This is a genomic window from Stutzerimonas sp. (genome assembly GCF_982611455.1).
Window position 1 is genome coordinate 148,532 of the sequence record NZ_CEXBBO010000005.1, and the last position, 25,847, is coordinate 174,378.

The following is a 25,847-nucleotide window of genomic DNA, read 5'->3' on the forward strand; positions in this document are numbered from 1 at the left end:
CTATGGGTGATCGGCACGATTATGTCGCCCTGGAGTGGGTGAAAGGCGAAATTGCCGAAACGCTTAAACAGGCGCGGCAGGCCTTGGAAGCGTTCGTCGAAAACCCGCAAGACTCGACGCGGATGCGCTTCTGCCTGACCTATGTGCATCAGGTACATGGCACCTTGCAGATGGTTGAATTCTACGGTGCTGCACTGCTTGCCGAAGAAATGGAGCAACTTGCCCGTGCCCTGCTGGACGAGAGCGTCGCCAGCCAGACAGAAGCGCTCGAAGTGCTCATGCAGGCAATTCTGCAAATGCCGGTGTATCTGGATCGCATCCAGAGCGCTCGCCGCGATCTGCCCATGGTCGTACTGCCGTTACTTAACGACCTGCGCGCCGCGCGTGGCGAGAAGCTGCTCTCGGAAACCAGTCTGTTCTCGCCCAACATGTCCGCTCGTCTTCCGGCACTTTCGACTGAGTTTCTGGCGCAGCGGCAAACTGCTGATCTGCCGAGCCTGTTGCGCAAGTTGCGACAGATGTTGCAAGTCGCGTTGGTCGGGGTTATCCGCAGTCAGGACATGCCAACCAACCTGAGTTACATGGCTCGAGTGTTCGCTCGCCTGGAAATGCTTTGCAAGGACGCGCCACTGGGAGCGTTGTGGCAGGTCGCGTCGGGGGTGATCGAGGGATTGGCCAGCGGTGGCGTCGTTAACAGCACCTCGGTCCGTACCTTGTTGCGTCAGGTGGATAAGGAGCTCAAACGGCTCGTCGCGCAGGGCGCAGATGGGATCAACCAGGCTGCGCCTGACGAGCTGATCAAGAATCTTCTCTTTTACATTGCCAAGGCGCCCGCACACTCTGCACGCATCCAGGCCTTGAAGGCCAAATACAGCTTGGACGAGGCGTTACCTGATAGCACCGTGGTCGACGAAGAACGAGCCCAACTGGCGGGTCCGGATCGCGGAGCCATGCGCTCGGTTGTAGCTGCATTGTGCGAAGAGTTGGTTCGGGTGAAGGACAGCCTGGATCTGTTCGTACGCAGCGATCGGAAGGGGTTGGGCGACCTGGGTGCGCTGCAGGCGCCGCTCAAGCAGATCGCCGATACGCTTGCCGTTTTAGGTTTCGGGCAGCCACGCAGAATTGTTCTCGATCAGATTGGTGTGGTCGAAGCCCTGGCGCAAGGGCAACAGCAGCCCGACGATGCTGCTCTAATGGATGTGGCAGGTGCGCTGTTGTATGTCGAGGCGACACTGGCCGGCATGGTTGGCGGCACGTCTGACGAGCAGGGCGAAGAGAGTCATCTTCCGACCACTGATGTTGCGCAGATCCACCAGCTGGTTATTCGCGAAGCGAGAACCGGTCTTGAACAGGCCAAGGACGCCATTATCGAGTTCATTGCCTCGCAATGGAATCACCAGCATCTGGCGCGCGTGCCCGAGCTGCTGACCCAATCGCGTGGCGGGCTTGCGATGATTCCGCTCGCGCGGGCCGCGGCGCTGCTGGACGCCTGCAACCGCTATATTCAAGAACAACTACTCGCATGCCAGGCGATCCCTGATTGGCAAAGCCTGGATACTCTCGCCGATGCGATAACCAGCGTTGAATACTATCTTGAGCGCCTAAGCGAAGACTGCGGCTCGCAGGGCGATTTGATTCTCGATGTGGCCGAAGAGAGCCTGCAAGCGCTGGGCTACCCGCTACGGGAGCAACCGTCCACTGCCGATCGCGACGAGATCGGTCTCGCTGCGGACGTCGAATTGTCCGATCCGCTGGACGAAATAGAGGTTCTATTGCCGGAGCCAGTGTTGGATTCTCTGGACGCCGAGCGGTTGGACCTGGACGTCGATCTTGAATTCCAGTCGCGCGATCCGCTCGCTGCCGAGCTGCCGCCGGCCGGCTCGGGATCGGCTGTGGATTGGAACGTCGAGGAGGACCTCGATAACGATAAGCGCGACTTCGAGCTATCCGGGGCATCGTTTTCGCAGGCAATCGTCACCGAAACAGACGACCTATCGGCGGTATCTGATGACCAAGGTGCCAACGAGTCGCTCGGCTACTCGGTGGAATGGAGCGAGGCCGAAATGGCCGAGCTGGATATGCCTGAGGTCGTGTTGCCGGAACTGGCAGAGCAGCCAGCCGCCGCCGAGCCCGCGATGAGCTTGGACGACGTCATGGCTGCGCCAGTCGTCGCGATCAATCCGCCCGCACGAAACGTTCCACCGAGTTTGTTACCTCCACCTGAGGGAGAGGAGCCGGTCGATGATGACCTGCTCGAAGTTTTCATCGAAGAAGCCGCCGAGGTGCTCGAAACCATCGGCGAATATCTGCCCCGCTGGTGCGCCGACACTTCGGACAAGGACGCGCTAGGCGAAGTCCGGCGAGCCTTCCACACCCTCAAGGGTAGCGGTCGCATGGTGCGTGCGCTGATCATCGGCGAGCTGGCCTGGTCTGTTGAAAACCTGCTCAACCGCGTCCTCGACCGCAGCATTGATGCGAACGAGCCGGTAAAGAAGCTGATCGCCGACGTCGTCGCGCTCATGCCAGCGTTGGTTGAAGAGTTTGCTGCCAAGGCACAACGTCAGCGCGACGACGTGGACCGGTTGGCTGCTGACGCCCATGCCCTCGCTAAAGGCCAGCCGGTCGATCCTGATCCGCAGGGCGGCATTGAGGTCGCTTCACTGCCGGTGCAGGAGCAGGCTACTGGCGACGATGTGCTGGATCCGCAGTTGTTGGAAATTTTCCGCAACGAGGCGGAATCGCATCTCAGCACGCTGGTCGATTTCCTGGCTGACTGCGCGCAGCGTCTTCCACAGCCAGTGACCGATGCATTGCAGCGTGCCCTGCACACGCTCAAGGGCAGCGCGCATATGGCCGGAATTCTACCGGTCGCGGAAATTGCCACACCACTCGAAAAGATGGTCAAGGAGTTCAAGGCCAATCTGATCCCTATGGATCTAGCCGAAGCGGAACTTCTGCATGCTGCAGAACAACTGCTGCGGCGAGGGCTGGAGAACCTTGAGCGTGAACCGCTGGCGCCCATCGAGGGTGCCGACGACTTCATCGCGCAAGTGCATGCACTGTATCAGGCTCGTCTGGCGAATGCTGGCGAGCGCGGCGAAAACGAGCACGGCGAGCCACGCGACCCCGGCATGATCGCGCTGTTTCTGTCGGAGGGTATGAATATCCTGCTGGACGCCGAAGATCTTCTGCGCAGCTGGCGCGAGCACCCGGCCGAACGCCAGGAATTGACGGCATTGCTGGAGGAGCTGACGACTCTTGGGCTCGGTGCGCAAATGGCCGATCTGCCGCAAATCGACGCGCTCTGCCAGGCGTTGCTCGAGTTGTATGCCGTTGTACAGGATGGTCGTCTCGCAGTCAGCGCACGTTTCTTCGATGACGTCGAGCAAGGACATGAGGCGCTAGTCGGCATGATGGACCAGGTCGCCGCTGGTCTGCAGGTCAGTGGCCAGCCTGAGCTGGTCGCTCGTCTCGAAGATTTGCTTGCCGAGTCGATCAACCCGCTGGCATATGAAATACCGGACACCGACGTACACCTGGAAGATTCTAACGCTGCTGCGGTTGATGAGTTCACCCAAAATACCCTCGAAGCCGAAGCCGAAGCCGAAGCCGAAGCCGAAGCCGAAGCCTGGCCTGCCACTCCCCAGTCGGAACCCGACGAGCAGGACGAGGAAATGGTCGAGATTTTCCTCGACGAGGCCGTTGATCTACTTGAAAGCGCCGGTGGCGCGCTAGAACGTTGGCTGGGCGATCCTGCCAACCAGCTGGCCCTCTCAGCACTGTTACGTGATCTGCATACCCTCAAGGGTGGTGCTCGGATGGCCGAAATTCGCCCGATCGGGGATTTGGCGCATGAGCTCGAAACGCTCTATGAGGGTCTTTCGGACGGTCGTTACGTTCATGCCAGTGATCTCGCCACGCTATTGCTTCGCAGCCACGATCAGCTTGCGGTGCAGCTTGAGCAACTTCAAGCACACAAGCCAATGGACGGCGCGGCCGAGCTCATCGAGCGCATCCGAGCCTATCGTCAAGGCGTCACGCCGACATTCGAAAGCGATGTTTCCACGCTCAATGAAACCATCGTAGCGCAGGGCGCCGAGCCGCTCGCCGATGAACCGGATACCTCGGAAACGTCAGATCATGACGGGCTTCTGACCGACACGGCTGGCCTAGTCGATGCGGCTGCCGATGACGTTCAGGTTGAAGCCGAACAGCGATCAGGCGATGCCTTGACCCTCGATTTAGGAATTTCAGACGAGGACGCGGAGCAGGTTGAAGAGTGCTCGCCTGAGGCAGATGAGTCTGAGCATTGCGATGTCCAAGTGCCGCCAGCGGTAGCGGAGTCCGCCGAGGTGGGTGCCGGCAGCTGGGAGGACCGTGATCCCGAGCTGGTAGAAATATTTCTCGAGGAAGGCTTCGACATCATCGAGCGTGCCGGTATGTCGCTGCAACGCTGGATGGATGACGTCGACAATACTTTCGAGGTCGAAGCACTGCAGCGCGATCTTCATACCCTTAAAGGCGGTGCGCGGATGGCGGACATCCGCGAGATCGGCGATCTTGCGCATGAATTGGAGTACCTGTACGAAGGATTGTGTGCCGGTAATTATCGGGCGAGCCCGACGCTTTTCACGTTGTTGCAGACCTGCCATGACCGGTTGGCGGCGATGCTCGATGCGGTGCGCTCCTATCGCGGGTTGCCGAGCGGTCTGGACCTGATCGAAACCATTCGGCGCTTTCGGGCGAACCCCGAAGAGCAGTTGAGCATGCCCGGTAGCGTTGCGCTGAAGGCGGCGCAAGATGCCGCTCAGGACGCCGCCGAAGTCGAGATTCTAGACATCTTCGTAGAAGAGGCGGATGACCTTCTGGAGGAAATGGAATCCGCGCTGGGTCGGTGGGAGGCCTCGCGCGACAGCGCCGCTCCACTGGTCGACATGATGCGCATTTTGCACACGCTCAAGGGCGGTGCGCGTCTGGCGGCTCAAGGCTGCCTGGGCGATATGGCTCATGACCTTGAGCAACGTCTCAGCGATGCCCAACAGCAGGGCGCGCCTTGGACCGACAGTTTGTTTCTGGATATACAAAGCGGTTATGACGGCATGCTCAAGGAAGTCGAATCGATGCGCTTGCGGCTGGCGAGCGAATCTGATGCGAGCCCAGCCGAGCAACTGCCGACGAGTCTTCCTGAGGCACAATCCGACTCGCCCGTAATCATGCTCGAAACACCGATCGTTGCCGCCAGCGCCCAGGCGCCGACGGCCAACACGCCGGCTAAGATATTGCCTTTCATCCGCCGCGCCGAGCAGGCCGCGCTGGACGCCGCTTCACGTCGTGCGCCGCAGGAGCTGGTCAAGGTGCCGGCCGATCTGCTGGAGGGGTTGGTTAACCTGGCGGGTGAAACTTCGATTTTCCGCGGTCGAGTCGAGCAGCAGGTCAGCGATGTTGGCTTCACGCTGGGCGAGATGGAGGCCACTATCGAGCGGGTCCGCGATCAGTTGCGACGGTTGGATACCGAAACCCAGGCGCAGATTCTTAGCCGTTATCAGGCCGAAGCCGAGCGCGCCGGATACGATGACTTCGATCCGCTGGAAATGGATCGCCACTCGCAGCTCCAGCAGCTTTCCCGCGCCCTGTTCGAGTCGGCTTCCGACTTGCTCGACCTGAAGGAAACCCTGGCCGCGCGTAACCGTGATGCTGAAACCTTGCTGTTGCAGCAGGCTCGGGTCAATACGGAACTTCAGGAAGGCCTCATGCGTACACGCATGGTGCCCTTCGATCGGCTGGTGCCGCGGTTGCGCCGCATCGTCCGTCAAGTTGCCGGCGAGCTGGGCAAGCAGGTCGAATTTCATGTCGGCAACGCAACGGGCGAAATGGACCGCAGCGTACTCGAGCGCATCGTCGCGCCATTGGAGCACATGCTTCGCAATGCCGTGGATCATGGTATCGAAGCCGTTGCCAAACGTGTTGCCGCGGGCAAGCCTGAGCAGGGCAACATCCGCCTGGATCTGACGCGCGAGGGTGGGGATATCGTCCTTGCATTAAGCGACGACGGAGCGGGCATCAATCTCGAGGCGGTGCGTCGTAAGGCAATCGAACGCGGCCTGATGGTTTCCGGTAGCGACCTGTCGGACCATGAAATTTTGCAATTCATTCTCGAGGCGGGCTTTTCCACCGCCGAACAAGTCACCCAGATCTCCGGCCGCGGCGTCGGTATGGATGTGGTGCACTCTGAGGTCAAGCAGCTCGGTGGCTCGATGAGCATCGAATCGAAGCTCGGCAATGGCACACGCTTCCTGATTCGTCTGCCATTCACCGTATCGGTCAACCGCGCGCTGATGGTGTATTCCGGTGAAGATCTTTACGCGATTCCGCTGAATACCATCGAAGGTATCGTGCGTGTATCGCCTTATGAACTGGAAGCTTACTACCAGCCGGGCGCATCCCGCTTTGAATACGCTGGGCAGACTTACGAGTTGCGCTATCTCGGCGAGCTGCTGAACAACGGTCAACGGCCAAAACTAGTCGGTCAGAGTCTGCCCCTACCAGTGATTCTGGTGCGCTCGAACGAGCACAGCGTGGCGGTGCAGGTCGATAGCCTCGCTGGCTCGCGCGAAATCGTGGTAAAGGGCTTGGGCCCGCAGTTCGCCACAGTGCCGGGCATCTCCGGTGCGACCATCCTGGGTGATGGCCGCGTGGTGGTGATTCTGGATCTGCTCGCGACAATTCGTGTGCTGCACGCACATCTGCTCACGCAGCAGCAACCGCTGCACCTGCTTGGCGAAGACGAGCCGGGCGAGGTGGAAGTCGATCGGCCTACGCTGGTCATGGTGGTGGACGATTCCGTCACCGTGCGCAAGGTAACCAGCCGTCTTCTAGAGCGGAACGGTATGAACGTGCTGACCGCTAAGGATGGTGTCGACGCGATCACCCAACTGCAGGAGCGCAAGCCGGACGTCATGCTGCTGGACATCGAGATGCCACGTATGGACGGTTTTGAGGTGGCAACACTGGTGCGCCACGATGAGCATCTGAAAGATCTGCCGATCATTATGATCACCTCGCGAACCGGCGAAAAGCACAGGGATAGAGCAATGGCCATCGGTGTGAACGAATATCTCGGCAAGCCGTATCAGGAATCCCTGCTGCTCGAGACGATCCAGCAATTGGTCAAGACCCATGAGTGAGATCGCTGCGGCACGCATCGGCGTTATCGCCGATACATCGCTGCAACGCCATGTGCTGCAGCAGGCATTGAGCGCCAATGGTTATCAGGTGGTGCTCAACAGCGATCCCGCGCGGTTGCAGGAAGCGGACCTCGAAGCGGTCGAAGCCGATCTGTGGCTCGTCGATCTGGCGCAGACGGAGGATTCGCCACTGGTCAACTCGCTGCTCGAACGCGACCGCTGCCCGGTGCTGTTCGGCGAAGGGCATGCCCCGGAACGTCACTCTGAACATTATCCGCGCTGGGAGCGGCGTTTGTTCGGCAAACTGAAGCGGCTTGTAGGTGATCCATCCAGGGTCGTTGGCCCACGCCTCGAGGTTCTGCGAGGCGAAGAGCAACGCCCCGCGTGCATAGAGCTGCCTAGCGCTCTGGCAAATACCGGTTCGGTGGTTGGCGAGCCGGCTCGTGAGGTCTGGTTGCTGGCCGCGTCGCTGGGTGGTCCCGAGGCAGTGAAAGCATTTCTCGATGCGTTGCCAGGCGGGTTACCGCTTGGCTTCGTCTATGCGCAGCATATCGAGGCAAGTTTCGAGTCGGCGTTGTCGCAAGTGGTGGGGCGTCACAGCCAATGGAGCGTCAATCAGAGCCGCGACCACGACGCGATTCGCTGTGGGGAAGTCGTGGTCGCGCCTATCGGTCAGGAGATGGGTTTTGGCAAGGATGGCGCCATGCTGCTAAGTGGACGTAGCTGGCCCGAGCCCTACAGCCCCTCTATCGATCAGATGATGCTCAATCTGGCTCAGCAGTTCGGCAGCCGTTGTGGCGTCATCGCCTTCAGCGGCATGGGCAGCGACGGAAATGCCGCTGCCGCTTATGTGTTGCGCCAGGGCGGCAAGGTCTGGACCCAACGTGCCGAATCCTGTGTCTGCTCGAGTATGCCGGATAGCCTTCGCGAAGGCGGTTATAGCTCCCTCAGCGGGGATCCGCGCGAACTGGCCCAAGCCTTGGTCAATCACCTAGCGCAACAGGCCTGCCAGCCTGTTGCGGCTCTGCAATTGGATACCCCATGAGTCAATCCGTTATTACTCAGGAAGCCCCGACGAGCATTACCGGCCTGCTGGTTCCACTGGCCGATCGCACGTTATTGCTGCCCAACGTCGCCGTTGCGGAGCTGATCCCCTACCGTGTGCCGCAGCCGACCCAGGGAGCGCCGGCCTGGTTTCTCGGTCAGGTGCCGTGGCGAGACCTCACGTTGCCGCTGCTGTCATTCGAGGCGGCATCCGATGGTCAGCCTGAAACGGGTTCGCAGGCACGGGTGGCGGTGCTGAACGCCATGGGTGGACGCGATCACGTGAAGTTCATCGCGTTGCTGGTTCAGGGAATTCCCCGCTCGATCAAGATCGATTCAAGCCTGGCTCGGTCAGATGTAGCGCTGGCGCCGCTGGAACTGGAAGCGGTCAATCTCGGCGACGTTCAGGCGCGAATCCCGGACCTCATCGCGCTGGAGCAGAAATTGGCAGATGCCGGACTGGTCTGACCCACTATCCTGATTCGCTTGCGGCTTGCGGCTTGCGGCTTGCGGCTTGCGGCTAGAAATCCCCCCAGAGTTGCTGAGCCACGCTCAACGCTACCACCGGTGCGGTTTCCGTACGCAAGACGCGCGGGCCGAGGCGGGCGGGCCGGAATCCAGAGAGCCGCGCTTGCTCGATCTCCGCGTCAGTCAACCCGCCTTCGGAGCCGATCAGAAATGCCAGTGTGGCGGGCGGTTGGTGAGCAGATAGAGGTTCGGCCACCGGGTGCAGCACCAGCTTCAGCTCCGCTTCGATGGCCAGCCATTCATGCAGCGGCGTCGGTGGATGGATAATCGGAATAACGGAGCGACCGCATTGCTCACAGGCGCTTATGGCGATCTGGCGCCAATGGGCCAGGCGCTTGTCGGCCCTTTCATCCTTCAGACGTACTTCGCAGCGTTCACTGACAATCGGGGTGATCTCCGTGGCGCCCAGTTCCGTGGCTTTCTGTATCGCCCAATCCATCCGCTCTCCACGAGACAAGCCTTGACCAAGGTGTACTCGTAGCACTGGCTCCGGCAATCCGCGGAGCTGCTCGCGAAGTTCGACATTGACCTGCTTTTTGCCGACTTCGGCCAACTCTCCGCGGTATTCGTTGCCGCTGCCATCGAATAGCTGCACGGCGGCACCTGCCGATAGCCGCAGCACCCGGCTTATATAATGTGCAGAGGCTTCGGGAAGCGCATGAGTGCCGAGAGAAAGCGGGGCATCGATAAAGAATCGGGAGAGGCGCATAAGAACAGCTGCAAGCGGCAAATTGGAAGCGGCAAGTTTAAAGCATCGACTGTCCGACTTGCAGTTCCTGGCTTGCTTGTCGCTTGCAGCGTGTCGCTGTTGTCAGCCTGGATCGCGAAAATCGGCACGTGCGCCAGGTGCCACTGCCACGCTTACAGTTGCTCGCGTCGCAATGTCGATGCCTTCTGTAGCGACTTCTGCAAGAAAGTCGATCTGCTCTTCGGTGATGGTATAGGGCGGCAGAAAATACACAACGCTGCCCAGGGGGCGTAGCAGGGCGCCGCGTTGCAGCGCATGCTGGTAAACCTTGAGGCCGCGCCGTTCCTGCCAGGGATACGAGGTCTTGCTGGCCTTGTCCTGAACCATTTCGATAGCGACCGCCATGCCGGTCTGCCGTACTTCGCCGACCTGTGGATGGTCGCTCAAATGAGCGGTGGCCTTGTTCATACGAGCGGCGAGCGCTTTGTTGGCTTCGATCACGTGGTCCTGCTCGAATATATCGAGCGTCGCCAGAGCGGCGGCACAGGCCAGCGGATTACCAGTATAGGTATGCGAGTGCAGGAACGCGCGTAAGGTCGAATAGTCGTCGTAGAACGCCTGATACATTTTGTCGGTCGTCAGGACCGCAGCCATCGGTAGATAACCTCCGGTCAGCGCCTTCGACAGGCAGAGGAAGTCGGGCGTGATGTTCGCCTGCTCGCAGGCAAACATCGTTCCGGTACGGCCAAAGCCAACGGCGATCTCGTCGAGGATCAGGTGCACCTGATAGCGATCGCAGGCATCACGCAGCAGCTTGAGGTAAACCGGATGATACATGCGCATGCCTCCAGCGCCCTGTATCAGCGGCTCGACAATCACCGCAGCGATGTCCGCATGATGCTCGGCCAGGGTCTGCTCCATGTGGGCGAACATGTTTCGCGAGTGTTCTTCGCAGCTCATACCCTCGGGGCGCATGAAGCAATCCGGGCTAGGGACTTTGAAGGTGTCCAGCAGCAACGGCTTATAGGTGTCGGTAAACAAAGCTACGTCGCCAACCGACATGGCCGCGACGGTTTCGCCGTGATAACTGTTGGTGAGTGTGACGAAGCGTTGCTTGTTCGGTTGACCACTGTTGCGCCAGTAGTGGTAGCTCATCTTCAGCGCGACCTCGATGCCGGTCGAGCCATTGTCGGTATAGAACACCCGGTCCAGTCCTGGTGGCGTAATTTTCACCAGCCGTTCCGAGAGCTCGATCACCGGTTGGTGGCTGAAGCCTGCGAGCATCACGTGTTCGAGTTGATCGAGCTGATCCTTAATGCGCTGATTGATGCGTGGATTCGCATGGCCGAACACGTTCACCCACCAGGAGCTGACCGCGTCGAGGTAACGTTTGCCGTCGAAATCCTCGAGCCAGACTCCCTCGCCGCGTCGGATCGGGATCAGCGGAAGCAGCTCGTGATCTTTCATCTGAGTGCAAGGATGCCAGAGTACGGACAGGTCGCGCTGCATCCAGCTGTGGTTCAGGCTCATCGTCGCTCCTTTACGCGGGTGAAATCCGCGCAGCCTAGCAGAAAGTCATCTATCGGCCGGGTCGTTCGGTCGATCTATCTGTCCGCTCGATATTTTGAAACGAAAAAATGCGATTCATTTCGATCGGTTAGTCGTTAGGCTTGACGCATCTCAAATCCGGAGCGTTACCGATGCAATGGCGAAACTCATCCAGCAGCTACGGCCTGGTCAGCATTGTCATGCATTGGCTGGTGGCGATTGCCGTGGTCGGTCTGTTCGCGCTGGGTTACTGGATGGTGGGCTTGACCTATTACAGCAGTTGGTATCGCACCGCGCCGGATATTCACAAGAGCGTCGGGCTGCTGCTTCTCGGGCTGATGGTGGTACGGGTCATCTGGCGCTATTTCAGCAGCGGTCCTGCTCCGCTGGCAAGCCATGGCCGTATGGCGCGTCTTGCAACCAAGACCGGGCATGGAATTCTTTATCTCGGCCTTTTCGTCCTGATGATTTCCGGCTACCTGATTTCCACCGCTGATGGGCGCGCAATCAGCGTGTTTGGCTGGTTCGAGGTGCCGGCATTAATCACATCGATCCCGAACCAGGAAGACATCGCCGGGCAGATCCACGAATACCTCGCCTGGGGGCTGGTGATTTTCTCCGGCCTGCATGCCCTGGCGGCCCTCAAACACCACTTCATCGATCGTGACCCGACCCTTAAACGGATGCTCGGCCGCGCCGATGCCTGAAAGCACTCAAAGGAGAACTCCAATGTTGAAGAAAACCTTCGCGGCACTCGCTCTTGGTTCGATGATTCTCGCAGGGCAGGCAGTTGCCGCCGATTATGCGATCGATACGAAGGGGCAACACGCCTTCGTCAACTTCAAGATCAGCCATCTTGGCTACAGCTGGCTGTGGGGCACCTTCAAGGAATTTGACGGTGGCTTCAGTTTCGATGCCGAGCAGCCTGAAGCGAGCAAGGTCAAGGTCACACTACAGACCGCCAGCATCGATTCGAACCATGCCGAGCGTGACAAGCATTTGCGCAGCGATGATTTCCTCAACGTATCCGAGCATCCCACCGCTACCTTCGAATCCACCTCGGTAAAATCCACCGGTGAGGGTACGGCTGATATTACTGGCAACCTGACGCTCAACGGCGTGACCAAGCCAGTCGTGATCACGGCTAAATTCATCGGTGAAGGCAAGGATCCGTGGGGCGGCTACCGTGCCGGTTTCGAGGGCACCACAACGCTAAAACTGAAAGATTTCAATATCAAGATGGATCTCGGCCCGGCTTCGCAGACGGTGGACCTGATCATCTCGGTAGAAGGTGTTCGTCAGTAAGCGCAACGAGCACTCACCGTAGAACGCCGGCTCGAGCCGGCGTTCTGCTTTATATCTGGCTGCAAAGATCATGGCGGCCACGCCCATGATGCTGGCGGAATGCTCTGGAATCGCCTGATTCATGGCATTACATCAGGATCGCCTGTTTACAGACAGTCATGAATGTAAGTATATTAATCGCATTCTGCCATTCGAGTCTGCCGGAGCTGTTCTGCGCCGGGTCTGTCTGTTCAACGAGGTTTCTCTCCATGTCAATCAAGTCAGCCAGTGCTGCACTGATCACCATCTTCGCTGCTGCTTCTCTGCTCGTCGGTTGTCAGGAAGAGGCCGCTGCGCCCGCCGCCCAGCAAATCCCCAAAGTCGGCTTCGTAACACTCGAAGCCAAGCCGTTTGCGCTCACCACAGAACTTCCGGGGCGGGCACAGCCGTATCGTATCGCCGAGGTACGTCCGCAGGTCGATGGCATCATTCAGAAGCGTCTGTTTACCGAGGGCAGCGAGGTCAAGGCTGGCCAGCAGCTCTATCAAATTGACGATGCGATCTATCAGGCCACCTATAAAAGTGCTCAGGCCAGCCTGGCATCGACCAAGTCCCTCGCTGATCGCTACGCATTGCTGGTTGAAGAGCAGGCGGTAAGCAAGCAGGCTTATGAGGAAGCTCGCGCTGCCAACTTGCAGGCCGAGGCGGATCTGGAACGCGCGAAGATCAATGTGCGTTATACCAAGGTGCTCGCGCCCATTTCCGGACGTATCGGCCGCTCGGCCGTTACCGAGGGCGCGCTGGTCACCACAGGCCAGGCCCAGGAGCTGGCAATCATTCAGCAGCTCGACCCCATTTACGTCGATGTCACTCAGCCGGCACGGGATTTACTCAATCTGCGCCGCGATCTGGCCGAAGGGCGGCTGGAAAAAGCCGGTGAAAACGCTGCGAAAGCGACCTTGATGCTCGAGGACGGAAGTACCTACGCACATGAGGGCAAGCTCGAGTTTTCCGAGGTGTCGGTGGACGCCGGGACGGGCTCGGTTGTGCTGCGTGCGGTCTTCCCGAATCCGGACAAGATCTTGATGCCAGGCATGTTCGTCCATGCGCAGCTGGTCGCCGGGGTTAAGAGCGAAGCCATTCTCGCACCCCAGCAGGGCGTCACGCGGACGCCGAGCGGTCAGGCAACCGCATTGGTGGTCAACGCCGACAACAAAGTCGAGGCTCGTCAGATCACTGCATCGCGTGCCGTTGGCAACCGCTGGCTGGTCAGCGAGGGACTCAATTCGGGTGACCGCCTGATCACCGAAGGCCTGCAGTTCATCCGCCCAGGCGCTGAAGTCGAGCCCGTGCCTGCTTCCAACGTTGCCGCTGCCCAGCCACGAGCCCAGTAAGGCTGAGCCAAGGATAATCATTTAATGTCCAGATTCTTTATCGACCGGCCAATTTTCGCCTGGGTGATCGCCCTGGTGATCATGCTTGCCGGCGGGCTGTCCATTCTCGGGCTGCCAGTCAATCAATACCCGAGTATCGCACCGCCCGCAGTGGGCATTCAGGTCGCTTATCCGGGTGCTTCCGCACAGACCGTGCAAGACACCGTGGTCCAGGTCATCGAGCAACAGCTCAACGGCATCGACGGTCTGCGCTACATGTCTTCGGAAAGCAACTCCGATGGCAGCATGAGCATCACCGTAACCTTCGAGCAAGGCACCAACCCGGATATCGCACAGGTGCAGGTGCAGAACAAGCTGCAGCTGGCCACGCCGCTATTGCCGCAGGAAGTCCAGCAGCAGGGCATTCGGGTAACGAAGGCAGTCAGGAACTTTCTGATGGTAGTCGGTCTGGTTTCGACCGATGGCAGCATGAATCGGGCCGACCTGTCGGACTACATCGTGTCCAACATCCAAGACCCGATCTCGAGAACGCCTGGCGTTGGCGATTTCCAGGTGTTCGGGTCGCAATACGCCATGCGCATCTGGCTTGACCCCGCCAAGTTGAACAACTTCAGTCTTACCCCGGTTGACGTGGGTAATGCGATTCGCGAGCAGAACGTCCAGGTTTCGGCCGGGCAATTCGGTGGCTTGCCGGCGGTGCCTGGGCAACAGCTGAGCGCTACCATAATAGGCAAGACCCGCCTGCAAACCCCTGAGCAGTTCCGTGAAATCCTGCTCAAGGTCAATGGCGACGGCTCGCAGGTCCGCCTGGGCGACGTCGCCCGCGTTGAGCTGGGCGAGCAGAACGCCGCCATTAGTGTGCTGTATAACGGCAAGCCGGCATCAGGCATCGCGCTCAAGCTTGCCACCGGTGCCAACGCGCTGGATACGGCGAAGGCAATTCGCGCGACGATTTCCGAATTGGAGCCCTTCTTTCCCGAGGGGATGGAGGTGGTCTATCCCTACGATACTTCACCCGTGGTGTCAGCTTCGATTACCGGCGTAGTGCATACATTGATCGAGGCCATCGTTCTGGTCTTCCTGGTGATGTACCTGTTTCTCCAGAACTTTCGCGCCACGCTAATTCCGACGTTGGCGGTGCCTGTGGTGTTGCTGGGTACGTTTGGCATTCTCGCGGCGTTTGGCTTCAGCATAAACACACTGACAATGTTTGCGATGGTTCTGGCTATCGGATTGCTGGTGGATGACGCCATCGTGGTGGTCGAAAACGTCGAGCGGGTAATGGCCGAAGAGGGTCTTTCGCCACTCGAGGCCACGCGCAAATCCATGACGCAAATCCAGGGCGCACTAGTGGGGATTGGCCTGGTGCTGTCAGCTGTATTTTTGCCGATGGCGTTCTTCGGCGGATCCACTGGCGTTATCTACCGACAGTTTTCAATCACTATCGCCTCGGCAATGGCGCTATCGGTGCTGGTGGCGCTGGTTTTCACGCCTGCGCTTTGTGTCACCTTGCTGAAGCCCATTCCCAAGGGTCATCACGAAGAGAAGCGGGGCTTCTTTGGCTGGTTCAATCGCACCTTTGATCGCGGCGTTAATGGTTATGAGCGAGGCGTGATAGCGATACTGCGTCGCAAAATCCCTTATTTGTTGCTCTATGTCGTTATTGTCGCAGTAATGGCTGTTCTTTTTACCCGAATACCCAGCTCGTTCCTGCCGGAAGAAGACCAGGGCGTACTCTTTGCTCAGGTGCAGACCCCAGCCGGCTCAACAGCCGAGCGGACCCAGCAGACCGTCGACGCAATGCGCGAATATCTGTTGCGCGAAGAATCAGAAGCGGTGCGCTCCGTGTTTACCGTTACAGGGTTCAATTTCGCTGGCCGTGGGCAGAATTCGGGCATGGCATTCATCGGTCTGCGCCCGTGGGATGAACGCTCTGACCCTGAGCTGAGCGTGTCCGCAGTCGCCCAGCGGGCGCAGGCGCATTTCAATACCCTTCGTGACGCCATGGTGTTCGCCTTTGCACCGCCGGCGGTCATGGAGTTGGGTAACGCGACCGGCTTCAACTTCTATCTGCAAGACCGTGCTGGCGTTGGTCATGACGTGCTCATGGAGGCGCGCAATCAGTTCTTGGGGCTGGCTGCTCAGAATCCGGCGCTGACAGCTGTACGGCCCAACGGTTTGAACGATGAGCCTCAGTACCAGTTGCTGATCGACGATGAGAAGGCACGGGTGCTGGGTGTATCGCTCGGTGCGATCAACGACACGCTATCGATTGGCTGGGGTTCAAGTTATATCAATGACTTTATCGACCGCGGGCGGGTGAAGAAGGTGTATGTGCAAGGCGAGGCCAGCGCACGGATGAACCCCGAAGACCTGGACAAATGGTTCGTACGCAACGACGAAGGCGAAATGGTCCCATTCAGTTCTTTTGCCAGTGGCGAATGGGTCTATGGATCGCCCAAACTGTCTCGCTACGATGGCGTGTCTGCGATGGAAATCATGGGTCAGGCCGCACCAGGTTACAGTTCCGGCGATGCCATGGCGGCAGTTGAAGAGATTGCCGAGCAGTTACCGGAAGGGGTTGGCATCTCCTGGACGGGCCTGTCCTACGAGGAGCGTCTATCAGGTGATCAGGCGCCAGCGCTCTATGCGCTATCGCTTCTGGTCGTATTCCTTTGCCTGGCCGCACTATACGAAAGCTGGTCCATTCCGTTTGCGGTAATGCTGGTGGTGCCGTTGGGTGTCATTGGTGCGTTGCTGGCGACCATGGGGCGCGGGTTGTCCAATGATGTGTTCTTCCAGGTCGGTCTGTTGACCACCATCGGTCTGACCGCGAAGAATGCCATTCTTATCGTCGAGTTCGCCAAGGATCTGCACGAACAGGGCGTGAGTCGCTTCGATGCGGCGGTACAGGCGTGCCGTATGCGATTGCGCCCGATCGTCATGACATCGCTGGCCTTTACCCTCGGCGTGGTGCCGCTGGCCCTCGCCAGTGGTGCTGGTGCAGGTAGCTCGCATGCCATCGGTACCGGCGTCATCGGCGGCATGCTGACGGCAACGGTGCTGGTGATTTTCTGGGTGCCGTTGTTCTATGTTCTGGTGTCTTCGTTGGGCGATCGCAGTAAGCCGACCGTCGAAGAGCCAAAGGGAGATGCACAATGAACAAGTCCGTATTAAGTCTGGCGCTGATGGCCGCGCTGAGCGGCTGCTCCCTGATTCCCGAATACCAGCGCCCAGATGCGCCGACCGCGACGAGCTGGCCCGAGGGCGAAGCCTACGTTGGCGTCGTCAATGGGGGCCAAGGGCAGCAGATGGATCTGGGCTGGGAGGAGTTCTTCCGCGATCCCGTGCTGCGCCAGCTGATCGATGTGGCGCTGGAAAACAACCGCGACCTGCGCGCCGCGGCACTCAATGTCGACGCCTATCGGGCGCTGTATCGGATTCAGCGCGCCGATCTGCTACCTGCGGTGAGCGCCGACGGCTCCGGTAGCCGCACCCGTACGCCTGGCGATCTCAGCCAGACGGGGCAGGACCGTATCGGCAGCCAGTACAGTGCGACGCTCGGGGTGGCGTGGGAACTGGACCTGTTCGGCCGGCTGGGTAGCCTTCGCGAGCAGGCGCTGCAGGAATATTTTGCCACCGAGGCGGCACAGCGCAGCACGCGCATCAGCTTGATCGCCAGCGTCGCCAATGCCTGGCTGACCTTGCAGGCCGACCAGGCGCTGCTACAGGTCAGTCGCGACACGCTGAAGGCGTTCGAAGAAAGCCTCGAACTCACCCAGCGCAGCTTTGATGTAGGTGTCGCCTCGGCCTTGGAGCTGAGCCAGGCGCGCAGCGCGGCCGATACCGCCCGGGTAGGCATCGAGCGCTATACCCGTCAGGTGGCGCAGGATCGCAACGCAGTGACGCTGCTGCTTGGGCAGAACATTCCGGTCGTCCTGCCGGCTGACGGTCGATTGGAGCGTGACCTGCTGGCGATATTGCCGGTCGGCCTGCCTTCCGACTTGCTCTACAAGCGCCCCGATATCATTCAGGCCGAATACCAGTTGCGCGCTGCCAACGCGAATATTGGCGCGGCCAGAGCGGCATTCTTCCCGCGTATCAGTCTGACCGGCGCGGTGGGTACGGCGAGCAGCGAATTGTCCGGCCTGTTCGATGGCGGTTCCAGCTACTGGAACTTCTCGCCGAGCATCAGTGTGCCGATATTCAATGCCGGCCAGCTGCGGGCCAATCTCGACTATGCCGAAATCAGTCGCAACATCCAGGTCGCGCAGTACGAGTCAACCATCCAGACCGCATTCCGCGAAGTGGCCGATGGTCTGGCTGCCCAGGCGACCTATACCCGCCAAGTGCAAGCGCAGCGTGACCTGCTGGAGACCAGCGAAGACTACTACCGTCTCGCTGAGCGGCGTTACCGGACCGGAGTCGACAGCTATCTGGTTCTGCTCGATGCCCAGCGTCAGCTGTTCGACGTGCAGCAGCAGTTCATCAGCGACCGGCTGGCGCAGATGGTCAGCGAGGTCAATCTGTTCAAGGCCTTGGGTGGCGGCTGGGATGCAGAAGCCGAGCCAATGCCTAGCGAAGGCTAGGGTTCGCTGGCTGTAACAGCTCGCCTTTCTCGAAACACAAACAAAAACGCCGCCTTTGAAGGCGGCGTTCTTGTTTACGTCTCGAATCAGCGATTGCGGGTCAGCAATGCTGGTTTCTCGCCGCGAGGCTTTGTCGGTAGCTGATCCAATTGCTCAGCGCTGGGCAAACGATCGATCTTCGATTCCTTGTGGATGATCAGCGGCTGCTTTTCCTTCGGCTTGGCTGCGATGTCTTGGCGAGCCCCGCCATCATTGTCGACCCGGCGGCCTTCGTTCTTGCGCCGTGGCTGGCCACCGCGAGCTGGCTGGCCTTGCCCCTGACGTTTGCCTTTGCCTTGAGTTGCTGCGCCGCCTGTCGAGGCTGCGCCGCCGCGTTGGCCAGCCGCAGCACGAGGCTGACCGCCACCGGGTTGAGCCGGAGCACCTGGGCGGCGGCCGCGGCCCTGTTTGTTTTGATAGGGGCTGACGTAATCGACGCTATTGCCGAAGTTATCTATCTCGTCATCAAGAAACACTTCAGGATCGCGATCACCGGGAAGACGCGGCGGACGGCTGACCGGCGTAGCGGCAGCGCCTTGTGCCGTCGAGCCCTGGTCGGTACTCGTGTTGCGCGGTTTGTTGCGGCCGCGGCGGTTGCGATCACGCTCTTTTGGTTCACTGCTCGATTCGGCTGTTTTCGCAGTGCGCTCGGCGCGGGGCTTGCGCTCGCTGTTGCGGGCCGGACGCGGCTGGCGGGGCTCGCGCACCTCAGGCTTTTCCGCCTCGATGGTGCTGGCGTCGAAGCCCATCAAATCGCCGTCTGGAATCTTCTGCTTGGTCATCCGCTCAATGCCCTTGAGCAGTTTTTCCTCGTCGGGCGCGACCAGCGAGATGGCTTCACCGCTGCGACCGGCTCGGCCGGTACGGCCGATGCGGTGCACATAATCTTCCTCGACGTTCGGTAGCTCGAAGTTGACCACATGCGGCAGTTGATCGATATCCAAACCGCGGGCAGCAATGTCAGTGGCGACCAGAATACGGACGGCGTTCGCCTTGAAGTCCGCCAGAGCCTTGGTCCGAGCGTTCTGGCTTTTGTTGCCGTGAATCGCGACGGCTGGCAGGCCGTGCTTGTCGAGGTACTCAGCGAGACGGTTGGCACCGTGCTTGGTGCGGGTGAAGACCAGCACCTGCTCCCAAGCCCCCTGAGTGATCAGATGGGCGAGTAATGCACGTTTATGCGAGGCGGCAAGGCGGAATACGCGCTGCTCGATGCGCTCGACCGTGGTGTTCGGCGGAGTCACCTGGATCTTCTCGGGCTCGTGCAACAGCTTACCGGCGAGATCGGTGATGTCTTTGGAGAAGGTGGCCGAGAACAGCAGATTCTGGCGTTTGGTCGGTAGCTTGGCCAAGACCTTCTTGACGTCATGGATGAAGCCCATGTCGAGCATGCGGTCGGCTTCGTCAAGAACCAGGATTTCCACATGGGAAAGATCGATGGCTTTCTGATTCGCCAGATCGAGCAGGCGTCCCGGACAGGCCACCAGTACGTCGACACCTTTGGCCAATGCCTGGACCTGGGGGTTCATGCCGACGCCGCCAAAGATCACCGCGCTTTTAAGCGGGAGGTCGCGGGCGTAAACCTTGAAGCTGTCGTGAACCTGTGCAGCGAGCTCACGGGTCGGCGTTAGCACTAGCACGCGTGGCTGGCGCGGGCCATGGCGGTGTTCACGGTCGGGGTGGCCGCCGGGAAACAGCAATTCGAGTACAGGAAGGGCGAACCCACCGGTCTTGCCGGTACCTGTCTGTGCGGCGACCATCAGGTCGCGTCCTTGCAACACGGCGGGAATGGCCCGCTGTTGCACTGGTGTAGGCTGGGTATAACCGGCGGCCTCGACGGCACCGGCCAAAGCCTCGGAGAGACCGAGGGAAGCAAAGGACATGAGTAATCCTGTCTGTATAGGGCGATGCCCTGGGATGGTCATGCCTGGCTCGAATCGCGACTGGCGTGCGATCCCGTCCGGTCCTGCCGCATTGGAAGATGCTGACATCCGGGCGTAAGCCTGGCGGAAGCACGGAGTATAACAGAGCCTGTTAACGCCGCATTGGTAGGACAGTGTGGCAGTTCGCAGGTTCATTGACCAGCTCCCTGTTTCGCAGGGAGCTGAATCTTCGAATCAACGCACCAGTTTTAAGTTGTCCCAAATGGCCAGGCTGGGCTCGGCCTGGTTCAAGGTATAGAAGTGTAAACCCGGTGCGCCGCCTGCTAGTAGCTTCTCGCACATCTCGGTGATCACCTGCTCGCCGAAGGCCTGGATGCTGTCCAGATCATCGCCATAGGCTTCCAGCTGCTTACGCACCCAGCGCGGGATTTCCGCACCGCAGGCATCGGAAAAGCGCGCCAGTTTGCTGTAGTTGGTAATGGGCATGATGCCCGGGACGATCGGCGTTTCGATTCCCAGCTTGCGCACGCGCTCGACAAAATAGAAGTAGCAGTCGGCGTTGAAGAAGTACTGGGTGATGGCGCTGTCGGCACCGGCTTTCGCCTTGCGCACGAAGTTGGCCAAATCGTCCTCGAAATTGCGCGCCTGCGGATGCATCTCCGGATAGGCGGCGATCTCGATATGGAAATGATCACCCGTTTCGGCGCGAATGAACTCGACCAGTTCGTTGGCGTAGCGCAGCTCGCCGCTGGCCATGCCCATTCCCGAGGGTAAATCGCCGCGCAAGGCGACGATGCGCTTGATGCCGGCTTCCTTGTATAAACCGATCAGCTCGCGCAGCTCCTGCTTGCTGTCGCCGACACACGAAAGATGCGGTGCGGTGGGCACCTTCACTTCGCCGTCGAGTTGCAGCACGGTGTTGAGGGTGCGGTCGCGGGTCGATCCCCCGGCACCGTAGGTGCAGGAGAAAAAGTCGGGTTTGTACTCAGCCAGCCTACGAGCGGTGGCCAGCAGTTTTTCGTGCCCGGCATCGGTCTTGGTAGGAAAGAACTCGAAGCTGATGGCGGGGCGGGGTAGAGGGTTGCTCATGACAAATCCAGGGGGTTGTCGGGCAGAGGCTGCTCGAGACGTCCTTTTATCGATGAAGGCTGGAGGCTGGAGGCTGAACGAAAAGGCAGCTCGGTGGCGCTCTTTCGTCCAGCTTTCCAGCCTTTAGCCTCCAGCGGTTTTAGTAGCGGTAAGAGTCCGGCTTGAACGGCCCTTCAACCTCGACGCCGATATACTCGGCCTGGGTCGGCGTCAGGCGGGTAATCACACCACCGAAGCCCTTGACCATCTCGGCCGCGACTTCCTCGTCGAGTTTCTTCGGCAGCACCATGACGGTGACGTTCTTGGTCTTCTCTACGACCGGCAGATCGGCGAACTTCTCGTTGTACAGGTGGATCTGTGCCAGCACCTGGTTGGCGAAGGAGCCGTCCATGATCCGGCTCGGGTGGCCAGTGGCATTGCCCAGGTTAACCAGACGGCCTTCGGCCAGCAGGATCAGGTAGTCATCGTTCTGCGCATCGAAGCTGCCCGCGCCGGTGCGGTGGATCTTATGCACCTGCGGCTTGACCTCTTCCCACGCCCAGTTCTTACGCATGAAGGCGGTGTCGATCTCGTTGTCGAAGTGACCGATGTTGCAGACCACGGCGCGCTTCTTTAGCGCCTTGAGCATGGCGGCGTCACAGACGTTGGCGTTGCCGGTGGTGGTGACGATCAGATCGATCTTGCCCAGCAGCGCGGTGTCAATGCACGCATCGGTGCCATCATTCAAACCGTCCTTGTATGGGGAGACTAGCTCGAAGCCGTCCATGCACGCCTGCATGGCGCAGATCGGGTCGACTTCCGAGACTTTGACGATCATGCCTTCCTGACGCAGCGATTGCGCCGAACCCTTGCCCACATCGCCGTAGCCGATGACCAGCGCCTGCTTGCCGGACAGCAGATGGTCGGTGGCGCGTTTGATAGCGTCGTTGAGGCTGTGGCGGCAGCCGTACTTGTTGTCGTTCTTGCTCTTGGTGACCGAGTCATTGACGTTGATCGCCGGGATTTTCAGGGTGCCTTTCTTCAGCATGTCCTGCAGGCGATGCACGCCTGTGGTGGTTTCCTCGGTGACGCCGTGGACGCGCTCCAGCACCTGCGGATACTTGTCATGGAGTATCTGGGTCAGATCGCCGCCATCGTCGAGGATCATGTTGGCATCCCAGGGCTGGCCGCCCTTGAGGATGGTCTGCTCGATGCACCACTCATACTCTTCTTCAGTCTCGCCTTTCCAAGCAAATACCGGGATACCGGCGGCAGCGATGGCTGCGGCGGCCTGATCCTGAGTCGAAAAGATATTGCAGCTGGACCAGCGGACTTCGGCGCCAAGGGCGGTCAGCGTCTCGATCAGCACGGCGGTCTGGATGGTCATGTGGATGCAGCCGAGGATCTTCGCGCCTTTGAGCGGCTGCTCGCCGGCGTACTTGTGGCGCAGGCCCATCAGGGCCGGCATTTCCGATTCGGCGATGATGATCTCGCGGCGGCCCCAGGCGGCCAGGGAAATGTCGGCGACCTTGTAGTCGTTGAAACCGGCAGGCGTCATGACAGCGCTCATTGAAGAGTTCTCCATTCGTTTTGTGCGAATGGGCGCCGTTGATGCGTATGGTTAACGCCCCATCCGAGCCTGACAGATCCCTTGAATGGGTACCTGCTGCAGCGCCCCTCGGACAGGTGGCGGGCACGGCCGAGCGGTGTCGGCGGTGTGAAACCCGGCGATTATAGCTGTGACCGCGGCCAATCCCAAGCCCGGCGCAGCGCCCCCCGTCAGCGACCGTTGGTGTCGCGGGTGCAGATATGGCGGACCAGCCGACTAATGCTCAATCCCTGGACCAGAATCGAGAAAAGCACCACCAAATAGGTGATGTTGAGCAGTAGGTTGCGCTCCTCACTGGCCGGCAGCGCAAGCACCAGAGCCACCGAGATGCCGCCACGCAGCCCGCCCCAGGTGAGGATGCGTACCGTGCCGTTGGGCAGCGCACGGCCTAGTGCGCGCAGCAAGAGCGCGGCAGGGCCGACTGCCACCAGGCGTGTGCAGAGGATCAGCAGCGTGACGCATAGGGCGATCAGCAGGTACTGCGCTCTGAATGGCAGCAGCACAATCTCCATGCCGATCAGCACGAACAGCACCGCGTTGAGGATTTCGTCGAGCAGCTCCCAGAAGTTGTCTAGGTTTCCCCGGGTGCGTTCCGACATTGCATGCCGTCGCCCCTGGTTGCCGATGATCAACCCCGCCACCACCATGGCGATCGGCCCGGAAACGTGAAGGTGAGTTGCCAGCGCATAGCCGCCGAGCACCAGAGCTAGGGTCAGCAGCACTTCGATCTGGTATTGGTCGATGCTTTTCAGCAGGGCGAAGGTTAATGCACCGAGCAATGCGCCGAGCAGCATGCCGCCGCCGGCCTCTTCGACGAACAGCCAGATTGCCTCGTTCACGCCCGGTGCTTCGCCGCGTGCGAGCACACCGAGCAGCACGGTGAATACCACCACGGCGACGCCGTCGTTGAACAACGACTCGCCGACAATAGTGGTCTCCAGTGCTTTCGGTGCGCCGGCCGAACGCATGATGCCCAGTACCGCGATCGGGTCGGTGGGGGAAATCAGCGCACCGAACAGCAGGCAATAGATCAGTGGCGGTTGCAGTCCGAACCGCTCGAGAATCCACCAACTGCCCAGACCGATTACCGCCGTCGAGAACAGCACGCCGAGTGTGGCCAATAGGCCAATGGCCCAGCGGCGAGCGCGCAAATCCGCGAGGTTGATGTGCAGCGCGCCGGCAAACAGCAGAAACGACAACATGCCGTCCATCAGTAAGTGGTTGAAGTCGATCTGTCCGACCAGCGCTTCGATCCGTTCTTCGAGCGAAGGTAATCCCAGCATCGCCAGCCCGTGCAGCACAAGCGAGAAAACCAATGCCGTGGCCATGACGCCAATAGTCGGCGGCAGGCCGATGAAGCGATAGTTAAGATAGGCGAGTAGCGCGGTGAGGCTGATAAAGATTGCCGAGAGCTCAAGCATGCGGACCCCGATTCAGCGGTTTCAGATCGAATGCAGAATGGACTCGACAGCGGCGCCATTGGTGCCTTTGCCAGCGCCGAACTCAACTTGCGCCAGGGCGGTCACACGAAGAGGTTCGGTGAACCTCGCCGGGCGAAATGACCCTCAGGAGCTGCCAATATGAACCTCTTGTTCCGTGCTGTTCTGCTTGCCATTGCCGTCGCGTTGAGCCTGCCAGCTGCCGCCAATTCCTGTCATGTCACCGCTGAGACGTCCGGCGCAGTGCCGCCGCCGGTGGTCACCGAAAAATGTTTTCGCTACGAGGGCATGGACGATAACGATATCGACTGGGTCTGCCAGAACAACGAAGCGGTCAAGAATTCGCGCCGGGAGATTGTGGAGAGCTGCCCGACTGGCCATTTTGGTGTCTGTACCGCCGCATTGACACCGGAAACCCTCGCCAACGAGCGCGCCGCTGGCACCCAGGCGACCGACACCCCAGCGCCGACAACCGTGCCTGAGAAAGCCCGAATCGTGACCTACAACTACAAGTCGACCGATCGCGCCCAGGCCAAGATCGATTGCGAGAGCGCGGGTGGTGAATGGTCGCAGTAGCCGCTTGGCGTTTGGTGAAACGGCCGGTAGCGGCGATAATCGCCGGCCGTTGTACTTGCGAGTGGCTGAATCATGAAGCTGTTGTCGTTGAGTTTGTCGCTGATCGCCGTTTTCGCGCTGGCCGGCTGTGATCGCATCGATCCCAATTCGCCGCTCGGCAAGCGCAAGGCCATTTATCAACAAATGCTCGATACCAAGGAAGACCTCGGCGGCATGCTGCGTGGCCGTTTGGCTTTTGATCCGCAGGGCTTTGTCAGCGGCGCGGCGAAACTGGACGAGCTGTCGCGGCAGCCTTGGCAATTCTACCCAGAGGTCAAGGAAGAGCAGAGCGATGCCCGCGACGATGTCTGGCAGCAGCAGGAACGCTTCAACCAGATGGCGCGCGAGCTCGAAGCGCACACCGCTGCGCTGGTAGCCGCAACGGCTAAGGTCCCGGTGACTGCTGAAAGTATCGCGCCGGCCTTCCAGCGTGTGGAAGATGCCTGTGAAGCCTGCCATCAGAAATTTCGCGCTTACTGACGTTTGATTGCGGATTGGCGACGGTTCAGCGCTTGGCCGCTTCCAGTTGTTTCCGGGCGTGATCCAGGCGCCGCTTATGCAGCTCGATCATCTGCGCATCGCCCGTCCCCAAGGCTTCGCGTAATTGCGCTTCGCGCTCGCTGGTCAGGCGAGTCGCCTTCTCTACCTCCGCATGATTGGGTTGTAACGGGACCATGCCACGGCAGCGTTCGTTAAGGCCCTGCAGGCGCTCTTCGAGCGCTACGCGCTGGCTGTCGTCACCCTTCAGGCGGGCGCCCTGAATCTGCTCTCCGATCGTTTTACGCGCATCGTGGCATGCCTCGACGGGGTCCGGGGCTGCAATGGATGCCTGGGCGCCGCTAAAACTAAGCAGCAGCAAGATGAGAATGGTTCGCCGGGCGGACATGCGCTCTCCTTTTTATTCTTAGGCTTATGACTGGGCTGAATCGGCTAAGTGC

The 25,847-nt window shown here is 59.9% G+C and carries 17 protein-coding genes and 1 riboswitch; of the genes, 10 read left to right on the top strand and 7 right to left on the bottom strand.

What is annotated here, in order from left to right; translation table 11 throughout:
- Window positions 1-2: 2 nt before the first annotated feature.
- From AC2LD7_RS05160 to AC2LD7_RS05170, 3 genes are read left to right on the top strand one after another with little or no spacing between them, the layout of a single operon-like run.
- Window positions 3-7,184 carry a hybrid sensor histidine kinase/response regulator gene (locus AC2LD7_RS05160; RefSeq protein WP_484596837.1) on the top strand — a complete coding sequence of 2,394 codons (7,182 nt, stop codon included), beginning with the start codon at window positions 3-5 and terminating at the stop codon, window positions 7,182-7,184.
- The gene (locus tag AC2LD7_RS05165; protein ID WP_484596778.1) at window positions 7,177-8,229 is read left to right on the top strand and encodes a chemotaxis protein CheB; all 1,053 of its coding nucleotides are present in this window, start codon (window positions 7,177-7,179) and stop codon (window positions 8,227-8,229) included. The genes AC2LD7_RS05160 and AC2LD7_RS05165 overlap by 8 nt, the downstream gene beginning before the upstream one ends.
- Window positions 8,226-8,696 carry a chemotaxis protein CheW gene (locus AC2LD7_RS05170; RefSeq protein ID WP_484596779.1) on the top strand — a complete coding sequence of 157 codons (471 nt, stop codon included), beginning with the start codon at window positions 8,226-8,228 and terminating at the stop codon, window positions 8,694-8,696. Before AC2LD7_RS05165 ends, AC2LD7_RS05170 begins: the two co-directional genes overlap by 4 nt.
- Window positions 8,697-8,748: 52 nt before the next feature.
- Here AC2LD7_RS05170 and AC2LD7_RS05175 read toward each other — a convergent pair whose 3' ends face one another.
- Window positions 8,749-9,465, bottom strand: coding sequence for a 16S rRNA (uracil(1498)-N(3))-methyltransferase (locus tag AC2LD7_RS05175; RefSeq protein WP_484596780.1), 717 nt, complete (start codon window positions 9,463-9,465; stop codon window positions 8,749-8,751).
- 102 nt (window positions 9,466-9,567) lie between these two features.
- Window positions 9,568-10,974, bottom strand: a complete 1,407-nt coding sequence (locus AC2LD7_RS05180) for an adenosylmethionine--8-amino-7-oxononanoate transaminase (protein WP_484596781.1) — start codon at window positions 10,972-10,974, stop codon at window positions 9,568-9,570.
- A 170-nt stretch (window positions 10,975-11,144) separates the two neighbouring features.
- Between AC2LD7_RS05180 and AC2LD7_RS05185 the strand changes: the two genes are divergently transcribed.
- The 5 genes from AC2LD7_RS05185 (at window position 11,145) to AC2LD7_RS05205 (ending at window position 18,259) form a co-directional block, all read left to right on the top strand.
- A complete protein-coding gene (locus AC2LD7_RS05185) occupies window positions 11,145-11,699 on the top strand; it encodes a cytochrome b (protein ID WP_484596782.1) in 555 nt (184 codons plus the stop codon).
- 22 nt (window positions 11,700-11,721) lie between these two features.
- Complete coding sequence (locus tag AC2LD7_RS05190; protein ID WP_484596783.1) at window positions 11,722-12,297, top strand: YceI family protein; 576 nt, start codon at window positions 11,722-11,724, stop codon at window positions 12,295-12,297.
- Between the two features lie 248 nt (window positions 12,298-12,545).
- A complete protein-coding gene (locus AC2LD7_RS05195; RefSeq protein WP_484596784.1) occupies window positions 12,546-13,670 on the top strand; it encodes an efflux RND transporter periplasmic adaptor subunit in 1,125 nt (374 codons plus the stop codon).
- A gap of 24 nt (window positions 13,671-13,694) precedes the next feature.
- Window positions 13,695-16,832 (top strand): efflux RND transporter permease subunit, encoded by a 3,138-nt coding sequence (locus AC2LD7_RS05200; RefSeq protein WP_484596785.1) that lies wholly within the window; start codon window positions 13,695-13,697, stop codon window positions 16,830-16,832.
- Window positions 16,829-18,259 (top strand): efflux transporter outer membrane subunit, encoded by a 1,431-nt coding sequence (locus AC2LD7_RS05205; RefSeq protein WP_484596786.1) that lies wholly within the window; start codon window positions 16,829-16,831, stop codon window positions 18,257-18,259. The genes AC2LD7_RS05200 and AC2LD7_RS05205 overlap by 4 nt, the downstream gene beginning before the upstream one ends.
- An 86-nt stretch (window positions 18,260-18,345) precedes the next feature.
- Here AC2LD7_RS05205 and rhlE2 read toward each other — a convergent pair whose 3' ends face one another.
- The 4 genes from rhlE2 to AC2LD7_RS05225 all read right to left on the bottom strand — a co-directional run bounded on the left by rhlE2 (window position 18,346) and on the right by AC2LD7_RS05225 (window position 24,276).
- Entirely contained in the window at window positions 18,346-20,178 is a 1,833-nt protein-coding gene (rhlE2, locus tag AC2LD7_RS05210) for an RNA helicase RhlE2 (protein WP_484596787.1), read from the bottom strand.
- A 234-nt stretch (window positions 20,179-20,412) separates the two neighbouring features.
- Window positions 20,413-21,267, bottom strand: coding sequence for a methylenetetrahydrofolate reductase [NAD(P)H] (metF, locus tag AC2LD7_RS05215; RefSeq protein WP_484596788.1), 855 nt, complete (start codon window positions 21,265-21,267; stop codon window positions 20,413-20,415).
- A gap of 139 nt (window positions 21,268-21,406) precedes the next feature.
- Window positions 21,407-22,816 carry an adenosylhomocysteinase gene (ahcY, locus tag AC2LD7_RS05220; protein WP_484596789.1) on the bottom strand — a complete coding sequence of 470 codons (1,410 nt, stop codon included), beginning with the start codon at window positions 22,814-22,816 and terminating at the stop codon, window positions 21,407-21,409.
- A gap of 23 nt (window positions 22,817-22,839) precedes the next feature.
- Window positions 22,840-22,932: riboswitch (S-adenosyl-L-homocysteine riboswitch) on the bottom strand.
- Window positions 22,933-23,025: 93 nt separating this feature from the next.
- Window positions 23,026-24,276, bottom strand: coding sequence for a cation:proton antiporter (locus tag AC2LD7_RS05225; protein WP_484596790.1), 1,251 nt, complete (start codon window positions 24,274-24,276; stop codon window positions 23,026-23,028).
- Window positions 24,277-24,435: 159 nt separating this feature from the next.
- Between AC2LD7_RS05225 and AC2LD7_RS05230 the strand changes: the two genes are divergently transcribed.
- Complete coding sequence (locus tag AC2LD7_RS05230; RefSeq protein WP_484596791.1) at window positions 24,436-24,870, top strand: hypothetical protein; 435 nt, start codon at window positions 24,436-24,438, stop codon at window positions 24,868-24,870.
- 72 nt (window positions 24,871-24,942) lie between these two features.
- On the top strand, window positions 24,943-25,389 hold the full coding sequence (locus tag AC2LD7_RS05235; RefSeq protein ID WP_484596792.1) for a c-type cytochrome: 447 nt from the start codon (window positions 24,943-24,945) through the stop codon (window positions 25,387-25,389).
- A 25-nt stretch (window positions 25,390-25,414) separates the two neighbouring features.
- Here AC2LD7_RS05235 and AC2LD7_RS05240 read toward each other — a convergent pair whose 3' ends face one another.
- Window positions 25,415-25,795: a DUF1090 family protein gene (locus tag AC2LD7_RS05240; protein ID WP_484596793.1), complete on the bottom strand. Its 381-nt coding sequence runs from the start codon at window positions 25,793-25,795 to the stop codon at window positions 25,415-25,417.
- Between the last annotated feature and the right edge of the window lie 52 nt (window positions 25,796-25,847).